Genomic DNA, 11,999 nt, shown 5'->3' on the forward strand with positions numbered 1-11,999 from the left:
TCAGGCTCCTATGACGCAGGTGCTCTCGGCGGGGCGGGCGTCGGGCTTGGCGAGCAGAATCTGCGCTGTGCCGATACCGCGCTCGCGGAAGCCACCCTCGCAGTAGCAGAGGTAGAACTCCCAGAGCCGGAAAAAGACGTCATCATACCCGAGTTGCGCCAGCTCTCCACGGTAGCGCTGCAGGTTATGGTGCCAGTGGCGCAGGGTACGGGCATAGTGCAGGCCGATGTCCTCCAGATGCAGCATCGCCAGGTCGGTGTGGCGGCGGGTCAGTTCCCCGATCAGGCTCACCGACGGCAGCGAACCGCCCGGGAAGATATAACGCTGGATAAAGTCGACGCTGCGACGTGCCTGCTCGTAGCGCTGGTCGCGCATGGTGATGGCTTGCAGCAGCATCAGCCCGTCGGGTTTGAGCAACGCTGCGCAGGCCTTGAAGTAGGTGGCAAAGTATTCGTGACCGACCGCCTCGATCATTTCGATCGAAACGAGTTTGTCGTACTGACCCTCCAGCTCGCGATAGTCCTTGAGCAGCAGGGTAATGCGGTCCTGCAGGCCGGCATCGCGGATACGCTGCTCGGTATGGTTGAACTGCTCCTGCGACAGCGTGGTGGTCGTTACCCGGCAGCCATAGTGCTGGGCGGCGTAGATTGCCATGCTGCCCCAGCCAGTGCCGATTTCCAGCAGGTGATCGTCTGGGCTCAGCTCCAGCTTGCGGCAGATCCGATCCAGCTTGTTGAGTTGGGCGTGGTGCAGATCGTCGCTGTCCGGCGGGAAGATTGCCGCCGAGTACATCATGCTGTCGTCCAGCAGGCGCGAGAACAGCTCGTTGCCCAGATCGTAGTGGGCGCTGATGTTGCGGCGTGATCCTTTGAGGCTGTTGCGGTTAAGACGGTGCAGCCACTTCAGGGCAGGTTGTCCAAGCCGGGCCAGCCCGGTCTCCATGGCATCCAGGACGTCCAGGTTGCGGACAAACAGACGGGTCACGGCGGTCAGATCCGGGCTGCTCCAGTAGCCGTTGAAGTAGGCTTCACCGGCACCTACGCTGCCGTTGCAGGCGATTTGGGTCCAGGCGGCCGGGTCATGCAGGCGAATTTCTGCGTGCAGCCCGTCACGGTCAGGTTGGCCAAAGCTGAGCTCCTCATCATCGGTCTGCAGACGCAATGTGCCGCGCTTGATGGCCTGTAGCTGGCGCAGCACTGCCTGACGGCAGAGGCGTTGCAGCCAGCCGCTGCGCTCGCGGTAGTCGCTGTTGCAGGTAAGTTCAGATCTGCTCGGTTTCATGTCGGGACTCCTTGACGGGGCGCAATGGGTGCGCTGCGACCGATTGGCTGGTGGGCGAATGGTCAAACAGCGGAATACGTTTGATCAGCAGGCGCAGGGCCTGCCAGTAGATGCCGGTCAGGGTACGCAGCACCATAAACGGAAACGAAAGGGCCTCGCGGCGCAGCAGGGCAGTGCTCAGCGGCTTGCGCTGCAGGCTGAGGGTGGCATCGAACAGGCGCTGATCGCCCTGCTGGTGGGCAATCTGCACCTGCACCCGCTCTCCGGGCCGGTTGAAGCGCATGTGATAGTCGGCCTGCAGGGGCAGAAACGGCGATACGTGGAAGCGTTTGTGCAGGGTAAATTGCTGCTGCTGTTGGCTCGGATCGGCTTCCATGACGTAGCAGAAGTGTTCGCCCCAGGGCGTGTTGGTCACTTCGCAGATGATGGCGCGCAGTGCGCCCTGTTGGTCGTAGCAATAGAAGAACGAGGCGGGATTGAACAGCATGCCGAAGCTGCGAACCTGGGTCAGCAGTTGCACGGCACCGTTGAGCTCCAGTTGCAGGTGATCCCTGATCAGACGCTGGGCACAGGCTTTCAGGGATTCTCCCGGCTGGCGTTCGGCGCGCAGGTAGTCGCCTTCACGAAAACGCATGGGTGACCACCAGCGGCCCGACCAGAGCTGGCTGAGGCCGAATACCTGCTGCTGCTCGTCGAGATCAAGCAACAGCAGGCTGCTGCGATAACGGAATTGATGCGCGCGCGGCTGATGCCGTCGATGCTGGAGCAACCCGCTGTACAGAGCACTTTGCAGTGCCATCAGAGTACCTCGCCAAAGTGCGACGCCACGCGCAGTGCGCTGACGACGCCATCCTCGTGAAAACCGTTGGCCCACCAGGCGCCACAGAAGAATGTGTGCTGCTTGCCCAGCAGCGTCTGCCACTGCTGTTGCGCCGCGCTGGCGGCCACGCTGAACTGCGGGTGCGCGTAGGTAAAGCGGCCGAGTATCTGTGCAGGGTCAATCTGATCGGTCTGGTTAAGGCTGACGCAGAAGGTGCGCGAGGCATCAAGACCCTGCAGGATATTCATATTGTAGGTCAGCGCTGCAGGTTGCTCCGGGTCGCCGCCAAGTCGATAGTTCCAGCTGGCCCAGGCCAGCCTGCGGCTGGGCAGCAGGCGGGTGTCGGTGTGCAGCACGACGTCGTTGTCGGCATAGCGAATGTCGCCGAGAATCGCCTGTTCCTCGGGGCTGGGTTGCTCCAGCAACTTCAGGGCCTGATCGCTGTGGCAGGCCAGTACAATCCGGTCGAAGCGCTCCTCTCCCTGGCGGCTGAGCACGGTAACGCCGGTCTCGTCACGGCGAATGCGCTGCACCGGGCAATCAAGCCGAATGTTGTCGGCAAAGGGCTTGCTCAGAGCCGGGATGTAGCTGCGTGAGCCGCCCTTGATAACCCGCCATTGCGGGCGATCATTCACCGACAGCAGGCCGTGGTTGTGAAAGAAACGGATGAAGAAGGCGAGTGGGAAATTCAGCATCTCCTTCAGCGACATCGACCAGATCGCCGAGCCCATGGGCACGATGTAATGGTCAATGAAGCGTTGGCTGTAGCGCTGCTGCTGCAGGTAGTCGCCGAGCGTCATCTGGCCATGCAGGCCGCCTGCCTCGAGGTCCGCGATGGCTTCACGGTTGAAGCGCAGGATATCCATCAGCATGCGCAGAAAACCGGGTGACAGCAGGTTGCTGCGCTGGGCGAACAGGGTGTTGAGATTGTTGCCGTTGTATTCCAGGCCGCTGCGCGGATCGCAGACGGAGAAGCTCATTTCCGTCGGCTGGGACTCAACACCAAGCTGCTCAAGCAGGCGGATGAAGTTGGGATAGGTCCAGTCGTTGAAGACGATGAACCCGGTATCGATGGCGTGACGCTGCTGGTCGATTTCGACATCGACGGTGTGGGTATGGCCGCCGATCCAGTCGCCGGCCTCAAACACCGTGACTTCGTGACGCCGGGACAGCAAATAGGCCGATACCAGGCCGGCAATACCGCTGCCGACAATTGCAATGCGCATTAGTTGGTCTCCTGACGTTGTGAGGCTGCTCCGGTCTTGCGTTTGGTCAGCGCAACGCGCAGCCAGCCTGGCAGCGCTGCCACTAGGCGAAGAATGGCAATAAAAGGACCGGGGAAGCGGATTTCGCGTTTGCCCCGTTCCAGCCCGATCAGGATGCGCTGGGCGGCCTGGGCGCTGGTCAGTTGCATGGGCATCGGGAAATCGTTGTTGGCTGTCATGGGCGTCTCGACGAATCCGGGGCTGACCAGGGTGGTGGCGATCCCTTCGTCGACCAGATCGAGCTCCAGCGATTGCATCAGGTAGCGCAGAGCGGCCTTGGACGCACCATAGGCTTCGGCGCGGGGCAGCGGCAGATAGGTGACGCTGCTGCCAACCGCAACCAGACGTGGCTGGGTTCCACGGCGCAGCAGGGGCAGGGCGGCTTCGATGCAGTTGGCGGTCGCCAGCACGTTAACCTGCATGACCCGCTCGACCAGGCTGGCGGAAAACGCGGGCAGCTCCATGTATTCACAGGCCCCCGCATTGAGAATGGCCCAGTCCAGAGCGCCCCAGGCCGCGTCGATCTGTTCTGCGATCTCTCCAATCGCATCGCGGTCGGTCAGGTCGGCCGTGATGACCAGTATTTGTCCCGGGTAACGGGCTGCCAGTTCGAGCAAGGGTTCACGTCGGCGTGCGGTCAAGGCCAGACGGTGGCCCTCGGCGGCCAGCAGTTCCGCCAGTGCCAGGCCGATACCGCTGGACGCGCCGGTGAGCCAGATTCTGCGTTGCAGGTTCATGTCATTCGCCTCTTCATCCAGCGGATCAGTGTGCCAAGCACCGGCACATGCTCGTACAGCAGGGTGCCGGCATCGTAGTGGTCGATATGTCGGTAGGCCTTGCCCTCGCGAAACCAGACCTGACTGACGCCGGGCACCTGGATGGGACGGCCGCCGGCCAGCCTGGGGTGGCGATAGGTCATGGTCCAGCACAGCAGCGCCTGCTCGTCGTCGATCGGGCTCAGCTGGGTGAAATCGAAGTGCAGGGCGCTGACGTTTTCATAGAGATTGGCGCAGTAGCCTTGCAAGGCGGCGAGCCCGAAGACGTCGTGGATCGGGTCGCTGAAGTGGACGTCCGAGTGATAAATCTGCTCCAGAATATGCAGGTTGTCGCGGTCGATGGCGGCAAACCGTTGGGCAAAACTGGCGATCAGGCTGCGGTCAATCATGCCATCTCTCCTGCATTGCGGAAGGCGTCGATTGCGCGCTGGCGGCTGCTGCGCAGGTCCACAATCGGACGCGGATAGGCAGTGGCGGAAAACAGGTCAGCGGCGGGTGGCAGGTGGATCTGGCTGGCTGGCAGGTGCGCCAGCTCCGGGACCCATTCACGGATGAAGCTGCCATCGGGATCGAACTTCTCGGACTGGCTGACCGGATTGAACACCCTGAAGTAGGGGGCCGCGTCGGTGCCGGTCGATGCGCTCCACTGCCAGCCGCCGTTGTTGGCGGCGAGGTCGCCGTCGATCAGGTGCTGCATGAACCAGCGCTCGCCTTCGCGCCAGTCGATCAGCAGATTCTTGGTCAGGAACATGGCGCTGACCATGCGCAGTCGGTTGTGCATCCAGCCGGTGGCAAGCAACTGGCGCATGGCCGCATCGACCAGCGGAATACCGGTTCGGCCTTCTTTCCAAGCGGCCAGGCCGTGCGGATCGTCGCGCCAGGCGACGTTTTCGGTCTCCGGCTTGAACGCGCGGTGGCGCGAAACGTGCGGATAGCACACCAGAATGTGTTTGTAGAACTCACGCCAGAGCAGTTCGTTGATCCAGCTCACGGCACCACTGCTGCCTGTGTCGAACTCGCCTCCGTTGGCCTGCAGCGCAGCGTGCAGGCACTGACGGGGCGACAGTACGCCAGCGACCAGATAGGGCGACAACCGGCTGGTGGCGTCCAGATCGGGACGGTTGCGATCTTCTGCGTAGTCGTCGATGAGCTGATTGCAGAACAGCTGCAGGCGCTCTGCTGCAGCCCGCTCGCCAGCCGGCCAGCGTTGCTGCAGTGCGGGTTCGGCAGGGGCAAAGTCGCCGAATTGTTCGGGAACAGACGAAGCCTGCAACGCCAGCTGCGCTTGCTTGGCGGGTGCCGGCAGCAGGCTGGGCAGTTGCTGGTGCAGTCGGGTGTAGGCCTGACGACGGAACTGGCTGTAGACCTTGTACATGCCGCCACTTTGAGTGGTCAGACTGCCCGGCGCGAACAGCAGTTGGTCGGTATAGCGCTGACAGGTCAGGCCGGCAGCGGCAAAGGCCTCGCTGACGGCGTCGTCACGCCGCTGTTCGTGAATACCGTACTCATCATTGAAGTGTAGGGCGCCGGCACCGGTCTTGCGGGCCAGCTCCAGCAGCAGTGTCGGGCAGTCGCTCCAGGCGTCGGCATGCAGAATCTGCAGTGGTATGTGCCGTTGTGACAGCTCATCGGTCAGCGCCTGCAGGTTGCGGCGCCAGAAGTCGATCTTGACGGGTGCATCATCGTGGGCTCGCCAGTCGTTGGCGGTGACGATAAAAACCGCCACTGCCGGTCCGCTCTGACTGGCATGCCAGAGCGCCTGGTTGTCGGTAATGCGCAAGTCGGCGCGGAGCCAGCACAGTTGCAGGTTGTTGCTCAAATCACTCTCCCGTCGGGCGGGCGGGACCTCCGCCCCGCTTTACTGGTTTTACTAAATGGCGTTACGCAGGCTCAGCTCAGGTGGGTGCGGCTGCAGATAGGCCTGTTGCAGCAGATAGGGGTCCGGGTGACGCAGCAAATGGTGTTGCAGCAGGGTCATGGGCACTACCAGCGGCACCACGCCGTTGCGATAACGCACAATCAGTTGCTGCAGCTCGGCTTTTTCCGGCGGGTTGAGCACCCGCTTGAAGTGGCCGGCAACGTGCTGCAGCACGTTGCTGTGGCCGCGACGACTGGCCGGGCGACGCAGCGCCGTCATCAATTCGCTGAAGTACGCTGTTGCAGTCTGTTCCAATTGCTCGCCCTTCCCCGGATTGGCCAGCAGTTGACCCATGCGCTTGTAGCCGGGTGCCTGGTGGGCCATCAGCAGGTATTTGTGTTTGGCGTGAAAAGCCAGCAGGTTGCTGGCGCTAAGGCCGTCGCGAAGCAACTGTTGCCAGTCAGCGTAGACGATTACGCGGTTGACGAAGTTCTCGCGCAGTACCGGGTCGTGGAGGCGGCCTTCCTCTTCCACCGGGAGCAGCGGGTTGTGCTGCATGAGGCGAGCGGTGAAAACGCCCTGGCCGGTCGCTGATGCGGGGTGGCCGTTTTCTTCATAGACCTTGACCCGCTCCATGCCGCAGCTGGGGGATTTCTGCATGACGATAAAGCCGCACAGGTCATTGCTGCCCGCGTGAACTTCGTCGGCGTAGTGTTGCAGTGCCTCGGTCACATCCATGTCACGGTTCACCGTGCCAACAGCACGGGGAGCGGTCGGGTCGCCGACCAGCCTGATAGGCTTGCGCGGTGTGCCCAGACCGATGGCCACTTCCGGGCAAACCGGTCGCAGATCGAAGAGGGCGCCCAGTTGATCAGTGCACAGGCGTGAATGCTTGTGGCCGGCGTTGAAGCGGACGGGATCGCCAATCAGGCACTGGCTGATACCGACTGGAATGCGTGCACTGGATCTGGGTTGCATGGCTGCTCTCCTGTACAACAATTTTCTGTTTGTACAAGGATAAGCCCGATTTAAGTATTTTTGTACAAGTTTATTGACCGTCCGTCAGTGGATTCTGCTGACGAACGGTCTGCCACTGATCAGTGGTGGCCCAATACCGCTTGAGCCGCATGGCGACCGCTGAGCCACGCACCCTCCAACCGTCCTGCCAGACACCAGTCGCCGCAGGCGTAAAGCCCGAGATCGGGCGCCGCCAGCGCGCCCCAGTCGCAATCCTCGGCGGGTCGCGCGTATAGCCAGCGGTGGGCCTGCAGCAGTTGCGCTGGGGGCAACGGCGTCTGCAAAGCTTCGCCCAGTGCGTGCAGCAACAGGCCGGCAACTTCGGCCGGAGGCGTATCGAGATGCTGCTGCGCCCATTGCGGCGTGGACTGCAATACCCAGTTACAGTTTTCGGCGCGTCCGGGCTTACTGTGGTTGGCACAAATCCAGTCGAGCGGGCCGGTGCGCACAAAGGCGGCATCCACATCGGTGTCCAGCGGTTGGGCGAAGCCGACTGAGACTGCCCAGCCCGGTTCCATGGCCATCTGTTCGGCGGCGCGGGCCAACTGCGGTGCGGCGGCCAGCAGCGGCGCGGCCTGCGGTGCCGGGGTTGCGACTATGACCCGGTCGAACGGCCCATATTGGCCCTCTTCGCTGTCAACCAGTATCCAGCCCTGATCGTGCTGCTCAAGCCTGGTAATGCGCACCGACCCGCGCAGCGTCAGGTTGCCCAGCAACCCGCGGCTGAGGGCGGTCATCCGCGGGCTGCCAACGTAGCGGTCCTGCTCGTCGTCGGAGGGGTGGATGCCGTGTTCATCGATGCGACACAGGCGGGGCTGCCAGCGTGCTACCCATCCCTGTTCGTACCAGGACTCAACCTCGGCGCGGAATGCATGGTGGCGTGCGGTGAAATACTGGGTGCCGATGTCGAACTCGCCATGATCGGTTCGCTTGCTGGTCATGCGGCCGCCGGTACCGCGGCTTTTGTCGAACAGCTCAACGGCGATGCCGGCTTCGTCGAGTACACGGGCGGCACTGATACCGGCCATGCCGGCGCCGATTATGGCTACGCTGGTAGGTAGGGACATACTGGATCCTGATTTGGGTTTTGTGGTCGATGATAGGCAAACTTGTGCAAAAGGCTATACAAGTTTTTTCATTTGTATAGCATTGTGGGCCGTTCGAGGATAGCGTGTGTCATGCTGTTTTCGTCGAGAGTAGCCCTGCCGTGCGGATGTCCGTGCCGGGGTACCAACTGAGCCGGGTGCGGCGGGGAGGTCGAAGATGAAGGTATTGCTGACTGGAGCGACAGGGCTGATCGGTCGCCGGTTGTGCCGCCAGTTGCTTGAGGCTGGACACGAACTGGTGGTGTGGAGCCGGCGTCCGGCCCAGGTCCCGGCCCTGTGTGGCGAGGCAGTGCGTGGCATCGCGAGCCTGGATCAGCTGGACCAGGAGGCGCTGGATGCGGTGATCAATCTGGCCGGTGCACCCGTTGCCGACCGGCCCTGGACCCAGGCGCGCAAGGCCTTGCTCTGGGAAAGCCGGGTGTCTCTGACTGAGGAGCTGGTGCGCTGGCTGGGCGCGCGGAGCCAGCGGCCGCAGGTGCTGGTCAGTGCATCGGCCATTGGCTGGTATGGCGATGGCGCAGATCAATTGCTGACGGAAGCCAGTGCGCCGCAGGTAGAATATACCCACACGTTGTGTGATGCCTGGGAGCAGGCTGCCAAGCGCGCGGGCTCATACGGTATTCGTGTGTGTGTGCTGCGCATTGGTCTTGTCGTTGCACCGGATGGCGGGTTTTTGCAGCGCATGCGCTTGCCTTTCAGCCTGGGACTGGGTGGTCGGCTTGGTTCGGGGGAGCAGTACATGTCCTGGATTCACCATCAGGATATCGAGGCGATGCTGCAGTGGCTGATGGAATCGCCGGACTGCCGCGGCGTTTATAACGGCACTGCGCCCAACCCGGTGAGTAACCTGGAGTTCACCAAAACGCTGGGTAAGGTGCTCGGGCGGCCGACGATTCTGCCCGTGCCGGGAGTGGCTCTGAAGCTGGTGCTGGGGGAAATGTCGCGGCTGTTGCTGACTGGTCAGCGCGTGGTGCCGGCGCGGGCGCAGGAAGCCGGGTTCTGTTTCAGGTTCCGTCATCTGGAGACCGCTCTGGCGGATGTCCTGCAGTGAGCGGAGTGTCCCTTTTTTGTTTTTGTCTGCTGGAGTGAATTGATGTCTGATCGTGGGGTACTGCTGGTTAACCTGGGCTCGCCGAGCAGCACGCAGGTCGCCGATGTGAAGCGTTATCTGAACCAGTTTCTGATGGATCCCTATGTCGTTGACCTGCCCTGGCCGCTGCGGCGCCTGTTGGTCAGCCTGATTCTGGCTACCCGGCCCAAGGCATCTGCGCATGCCTATGCCTCCATCTGGTGGGATGAGGGTTCACCGCTGGTGGTCATCAGCCGTCGGGTACAGCAGGCTCTGCAGCAGCGGCTCGACATGCCGGTCGAACTGGCGATGCGCTATGGTGAGCCCTCGATTGAGCAGGGGCTGCTGGCGCTGGCACAGCGGCCAGGCGTGCGCGAGGTGCTGTTCATGCCGCAGTATCCGCAACATGCCGACAGCACCATCACCACCTCGGTTGAAGAGGCCAAGCGGGTGATCGCCAAACACGGTCTGGACCTCAAGCTCAATGTGGTACCGGCGTTCTATAACCGGCCGGAGTATATCGCCGCGCTGGCGCAGTCGGTGCAGCCTTATCTGGCAGAGGGATTTGACCATCTGTTGCTCAGCTATCATGGACTGCCGGAGCGGCACCTGCGCAAGGCTGATCCGACTGGCTCCCATTGTCTGGCCAGCGGCGATTGCTGCGAACGGGCGTCTGCAGCCACGGCAACCTGCTATCGGGCCCACTGCAGCCATGTCAGTCGGGAACTGGCGGCTGCCTTGGGGCTGGAATCGGCGCAGTGGTCACAGGCTTTCCAGTCCAGACTGGGCCGTGACAAGTGGATTGAGCCCTACACTGAAGCGCGTATCGACGAGTTGGCCGCACAGGGCGTCAAGCGCCTGCTGGTGGCCTGCCCGGCCTTTGTTGCCGACTGCATCGAAACTCTGGAGGAGATCGGTGATCGTGCCCGCGAGCAATTTATTGCAGCGGGTGGCGAGGAGCTGGTACTGATTCCCTGTCTGAACGATCAGCCGCAGTGGATCGACGTGCTGGCCGCTTGGGCGCGCGAGACGCCTGCGCTGGCCTGAGCTGGCGGTGGCCCCAGCCCAGTCTGGCAGTGGCGAGGCGCGCTAGTCGCGCTTCAGCCACTGTGACAGGGCCAGATGCAGTCCAAGCCCGATCAGCACACCTCCCATCAGCCGGTCGAACCAGTGGCCCAACCGATTGAAGGTACGGCGTACGACCTCCCGACTGAACAGCATGGCGACCAGACAGAACCAGGCTCCGGTCGCGAACGCCAGATAAACCCCGTAGCCGGCCTGCACCAGCAACGGCGTGTCATGGCTGATGACTGCCGTGAACAGTGACAGGAAGAACAGGGTGGCCTTGGGGTTCAAGCCGTTGGTAATGAAACCCTGTACGAATGCCTGTCGTGCCGATAAACGGCTGGTCTCGGACAATGCGCTATCCGCTGAAGCAGGCTGGGCCTGCAGGGCGCGAAAGCCGATATAGAGCAGGTACGCCGCCGCCAGCAGCTTCATCAGATTGAACAGCCACACCGACTGCGACACAATCAGGCCAATGCCCAGCAGCGAATAGGCTACGTGCACAAAGATGCCCAGACCAATGCCTATTGCCGTATACAGACCAATGCGGTGGCCTGCGCTTACGCTGTTGCGGATGACGACGGCAAAGTCAGGGCCGGGGCTGATCACCGCCAGCAGGTGGACCAGAGCCACCAGCAGAAACTCATTCAGGTACATGGGCGTTCTCCTTGGAGCGGTGAGTTTACCCGTCCAACGCGCCAGCAGACAGGTACAGTCAAGATGCAACACGAACTCTCTACAGTCTTTCTCGACCGCGCTACGCTGGATCTGGGCGATCTTGATCTGACAGCACTGGAGCAAGCCTGCGCCTCCTTCACCAGCTATCCCCGGACCAGCCCGCAGCAGACGGCCGAACGGCTTGCGGGGAGGCAGGTCGTCATCACCAACAAGGTGGTGATTGACCGGGCAATGATGCAGGCCAACCCGCAGCTGAAGCTGATCCTGATCGCCGCAACCGGCACCAATAATGTCGATCTGCAGGCGGCGCGGGAGCTGGGTATCGTGGTCTGCAATTGCCAAGCTTACGGCACGCCGGCGGTAGCTCAGCACACATTGATGCTGATGCTGGTACTGATCACCCGGTTCGAGTCCTACCGTCATGCAGTGCGTGACGGTGAGTGGCAGCGCAGCGAGCAGTTTTGTTTGCTGGATTACCCGATTGGCGAACTGGCAGGGCGAACGCTGGGCATTCTGGGTTACGGCGAACTGGGGCAGGCGGTCGCTCGTTTGGCCGAGGCCTTTGGCATGAAGGTACTGGTTGGCTCCCTGCCCGGACGTGAACGCAGCGGACGTCCTGCAATCACCGATTTGCTGCCGCAGATCGATGTGCTGAGCCTGCATTGTCCGCTGACCGAGCAAACCCGTGATCTGATAGGTGAAGCTGAACTTGCCCTGATGAAGCCCGGCAGCTTGCTGATCAACACCGGACGCGGAGGACTGGTCAACGAGAAGGCGCTTGCCGCCGCCTTGCGCGATGGCCATCTGGCCGGCGCCGCCTGTGATGTCCTGACGGTTGAGCCGCCGGTAAACGGAAATCCGTTGCTGGATAACAGCATACCGAATCTGGTCGTCACCCCGCACAGCGCCTGGGGCAGTCGGGAGGCCCGTCAACGTATCGTCGGGCAGCTGGAAGCCAACCTGCACAGCTTTGTGTCCGGTCGGCCACAACGTCAGGTCAATCCCTGACGGGATGTTATCGCGATCACATCAGGCGGGCCTGGCTCACCCATAGGGGTGAGGTT

General features: G+C 62.2%; 12 protein-coding genes. 3 read left to right on the forward strand and 9 right to left on the reverse strand.

Annotation, left to right across the window (positions count from 1 at the left end; translation table 11 throughout):
- From O5O48_RS08415 to O5O48_RS08450, 8 genes are all read right to left on the reverse strand, one after another.
- Complete coding sequence (locus O5O48_RS08415) at positions 1-1,281, reverse strand: SAM-dependent methyltransferase (RefSeq protein ID WP_269688605.1); 1,281 nt, start codon at positions 1,279-1,281, stop codon at positions 1-3.
- Positions 1,262-2,080 carry a DUF1365 domain-containing protein gene (locus tag O5O48_RS08420; RefSeq protein WP_269688606.1) on the reverse strand — a complete coding sequence of 273 codons (819 nt, stop codon included), beginning with the start codon at positions 2,078-2,080 and terminating at the stop codon, positions 1,262-1,264. The genes O5O48_RS08415 and O5O48_RS08420 overlap by 20 nt, the downstream gene beginning before the upstream one ends.
- On the reverse strand, positions 2,080-3,327 hold the full coding sequence (locus O5O48_RS08425; protein WP_228246628.1) for an NAD(P)/FAD-dependent oxidoreductase: 1,248 nt from the start codon (positions 3,325-3,327) through the stop codon (positions 2,080-2,082). The genes O5O48_RS08420 and O5O48_RS08425 overlap by 1 nt, the downstream gene beginning before the upstream one ends.
- Entirely contained in the window at positions 3,327-4,103 is a 777-nt protein-coding gene (locus O5O48_RS08430) for an SDR family NAD(P)-dependent oxidoreductase (protein WP_228246629.1), read from the reverse strand. Before O5O48_RS08430 ends, O5O48_RS08425 begins: the two co-directional genes overlap by 1 nt.
- Positions 4,100-4,531, reverse strand: a complete 432-nt coding sequence (locus tag O5O48_RS08435) for a nuclear transport factor 2 family protein (RefSeq protein ID WP_269688607.1) — start codon at positions 4,529-4,531, stop codon at positions 4,100-4,102. The genes O5O48_RS08430 and O5O48_RS08435 overlap by 4 nt, the downstream gene beginning before the upstream one ends.
- Positions 4,528-5,949 carry a deoxyribodipyrimidine photo-lyase gene (phrB, locus tag O5O48_RS08440; protein ID WP_269688683.1) on the reverse strand — a complete coding sequence of 474 codons (1,422 nt, stop codon included), beginning with the start codon at positions 5,947-5,949 and terminating at the stop codon, positions 4,528-4,530. The genes O5O48_RS08435 and phrB overlap by 4 nt, the downstream gene beginning before the upstream one ends.
- Before the next feature lie 63 nt (positions 5,950-6,012).
- Complete coding sequence (locus tag O5O48_RS08445; protein ID WP_269688608.1) at positions 6,013-6,978, reverse strand: YbgA family protein; 966 nt, start codon at positions 6,976-6,978, stop codon at positions 6,013-6,015.
- Positions 6,979-7,097: 119 nt separating this feature from the next.
- A complete protein-coding gene (locus O5O48_RS08450) occupies positions 7,098-8,084 on the reverse strand; it encodes an NAD(P)/FAD-dependent oxidoreductase (RefSeq protein ID WP_228246632.1) in 987 nt (328 codons plus the stop codon).
- A gap of 196 nt (positions 8,085-8,280) precedes the next feature.
- Here O5O48_RS08450 and O5O48_RS08455 point away from each other — a divergent pair, with 196 nt between their 5' ends.
- Both O5O48_RS08455 and hemH read left to right on the forward strand, forming a co-directional pair.
- Positions 8,281-9,174 carry a TIGR01777 family oxidoreductase gene (locus O5O48_RS08455; RefSeq protein WP_088273161.1) on the forward strand — a complete coding sequence of 298 codons (894 nt, stop codon included), beginning with the start codon at positions 8,281-8,283 and terminating at the stop codon, positions 9,172-9,174.
- 42 nt (positions 9,175-9,216) lie between these two features.
- The gene (gene hemH, locus O5O48_RS08460) at positions 9,217-10,239 is read left to right on the forward strand and encodes a ferrochelatase (RefSeq protein ID WP_228246634.1); all 1,023 of its coding nucleotides are present in this window, start codon (positions 9,217-9,219) and stop codon (positions 10,237-10,239) included.
- Positions 10,240-10,281: 42 nt separating this feature from the next.
- Here hemH and O5O48_RS08465 read toward each other — a convergent pair whose 3' ends face one another.
- Positions 10,282-10,914, reverse strand: coding sequence for a LysE family translocator (locus tag O5O48_RS08465; RefSeq protein ID WP_269688609.1), 633 nt, complete (start codon positions 10,912-10,914; stop codon positions 10,282-10,284).
- A gap of 63 nt (positions 10,915-10,977) precedes the next feature.
- Between O5O48_RS08465 and O5O48_RS08470 the strand changes: the two genes are divergently transcribed.
- Complete coding sequence (locus O5O48_RS08470; protein ID WP_269688610.1) at positions 10,978-11,943, forward strand: 2-hydroxyacid dehydrogenase; 966 nt, start codon at positions 10,978-10,980, stop codon at positions 11,941-11,943.
- Positions 11,944-11,999 lie beyond the last annotated feature (56 nt).

This window comes from Halopseudomonas sp. MFKK-1, from assembly GCF_027474385.1.
Classification (GTDB): Bacteria; Pseudomonadota; Gammaproteobacteria; order Pseudomonadales; family Pseudomonadaceae; genus Halopseudomonas; species Halopseudomonas aestusnigri.

Bases quoted from the DNA above. Each gene is read 5' to 3' on its own strand.
- O5O48_RS08415 (WP_269688605.1), bottom strand. From the start codon at position 1,281: ATGAAACCGAGCAGATCTGAACTTACCTGCAACAGCGACTACCGCGAG.
- O5O48_RS08420 (WP_269688606.1), bottom strand. From the start codon at position 2,080: ATGGCACTGCAAAGTGCTCTGTACAGCGGGTTGCTCCAGCATCGACGG.
- O5O48_RS08425 (WP_228246628.1), bottom strand. From the start codon at position 3,327: ATGCGCATTGCAATTGTCGGCAGCGGTATTGCCGGCCTGGTATCGGCC.
- O5O48_RS08430 (WP_228246629.1), bottom strand. From the start codon at position 4,103: ATGAACCTGCAACGCAGAATCTGGCTCACCGGCGCGTCCAGCGGTATC.
- O5O48_RS08435 (WP_269688607.1), bottom strand. From the start codon at position 4,531: ATGATTGACCGCAGCCTGATCGCCAGTTTTGCCCAACGGTTTGCCGCC.
- O5O48_RS08445 (WP_269688608.1), bottom strand. From the start codon at position 6,978: ATGCAACCCAGATCCAGTGCACGCATTCCAGTCGGTATCAGCCAGTGC.
- O5O48_RS08450 (WP_228246632.1), bottom strand. From the start codon at position 8,084: ATGTCCCTACCTACCAGCGTAGCCATAATCGGCGCCGGCATGGCCGGT.
- O5O48_RS08455 (WP_088273161.1), top strand. From the start codon at position 8,281: ATGAAGGTATTGCTGACTGGAGCGACAGGGCTGATCGGTCGCCGGTTG.
- hemH (WP_228246634.1), top strand. From the start codon at position 9,217: ATGTCTGATCGTGGGGTACTGCTGGTTAACCTGGGCTCGCCGAGCAGC.
- O5O48_RS08465 (WP_269688609.1), bottom strand. From the start codon at position 10,914: ATGTACCTGAATGAGTTTCTGCTGGTGGCTCTGGTCCACCTGCTGGCG.
- O5O48_RS08470 (WP_269688610.1), top strand. From the start codon at position 10,978: ATGCAACACGAACTCTCTACAGTCTTTCTCGACCGCGCTACGCTGGAT.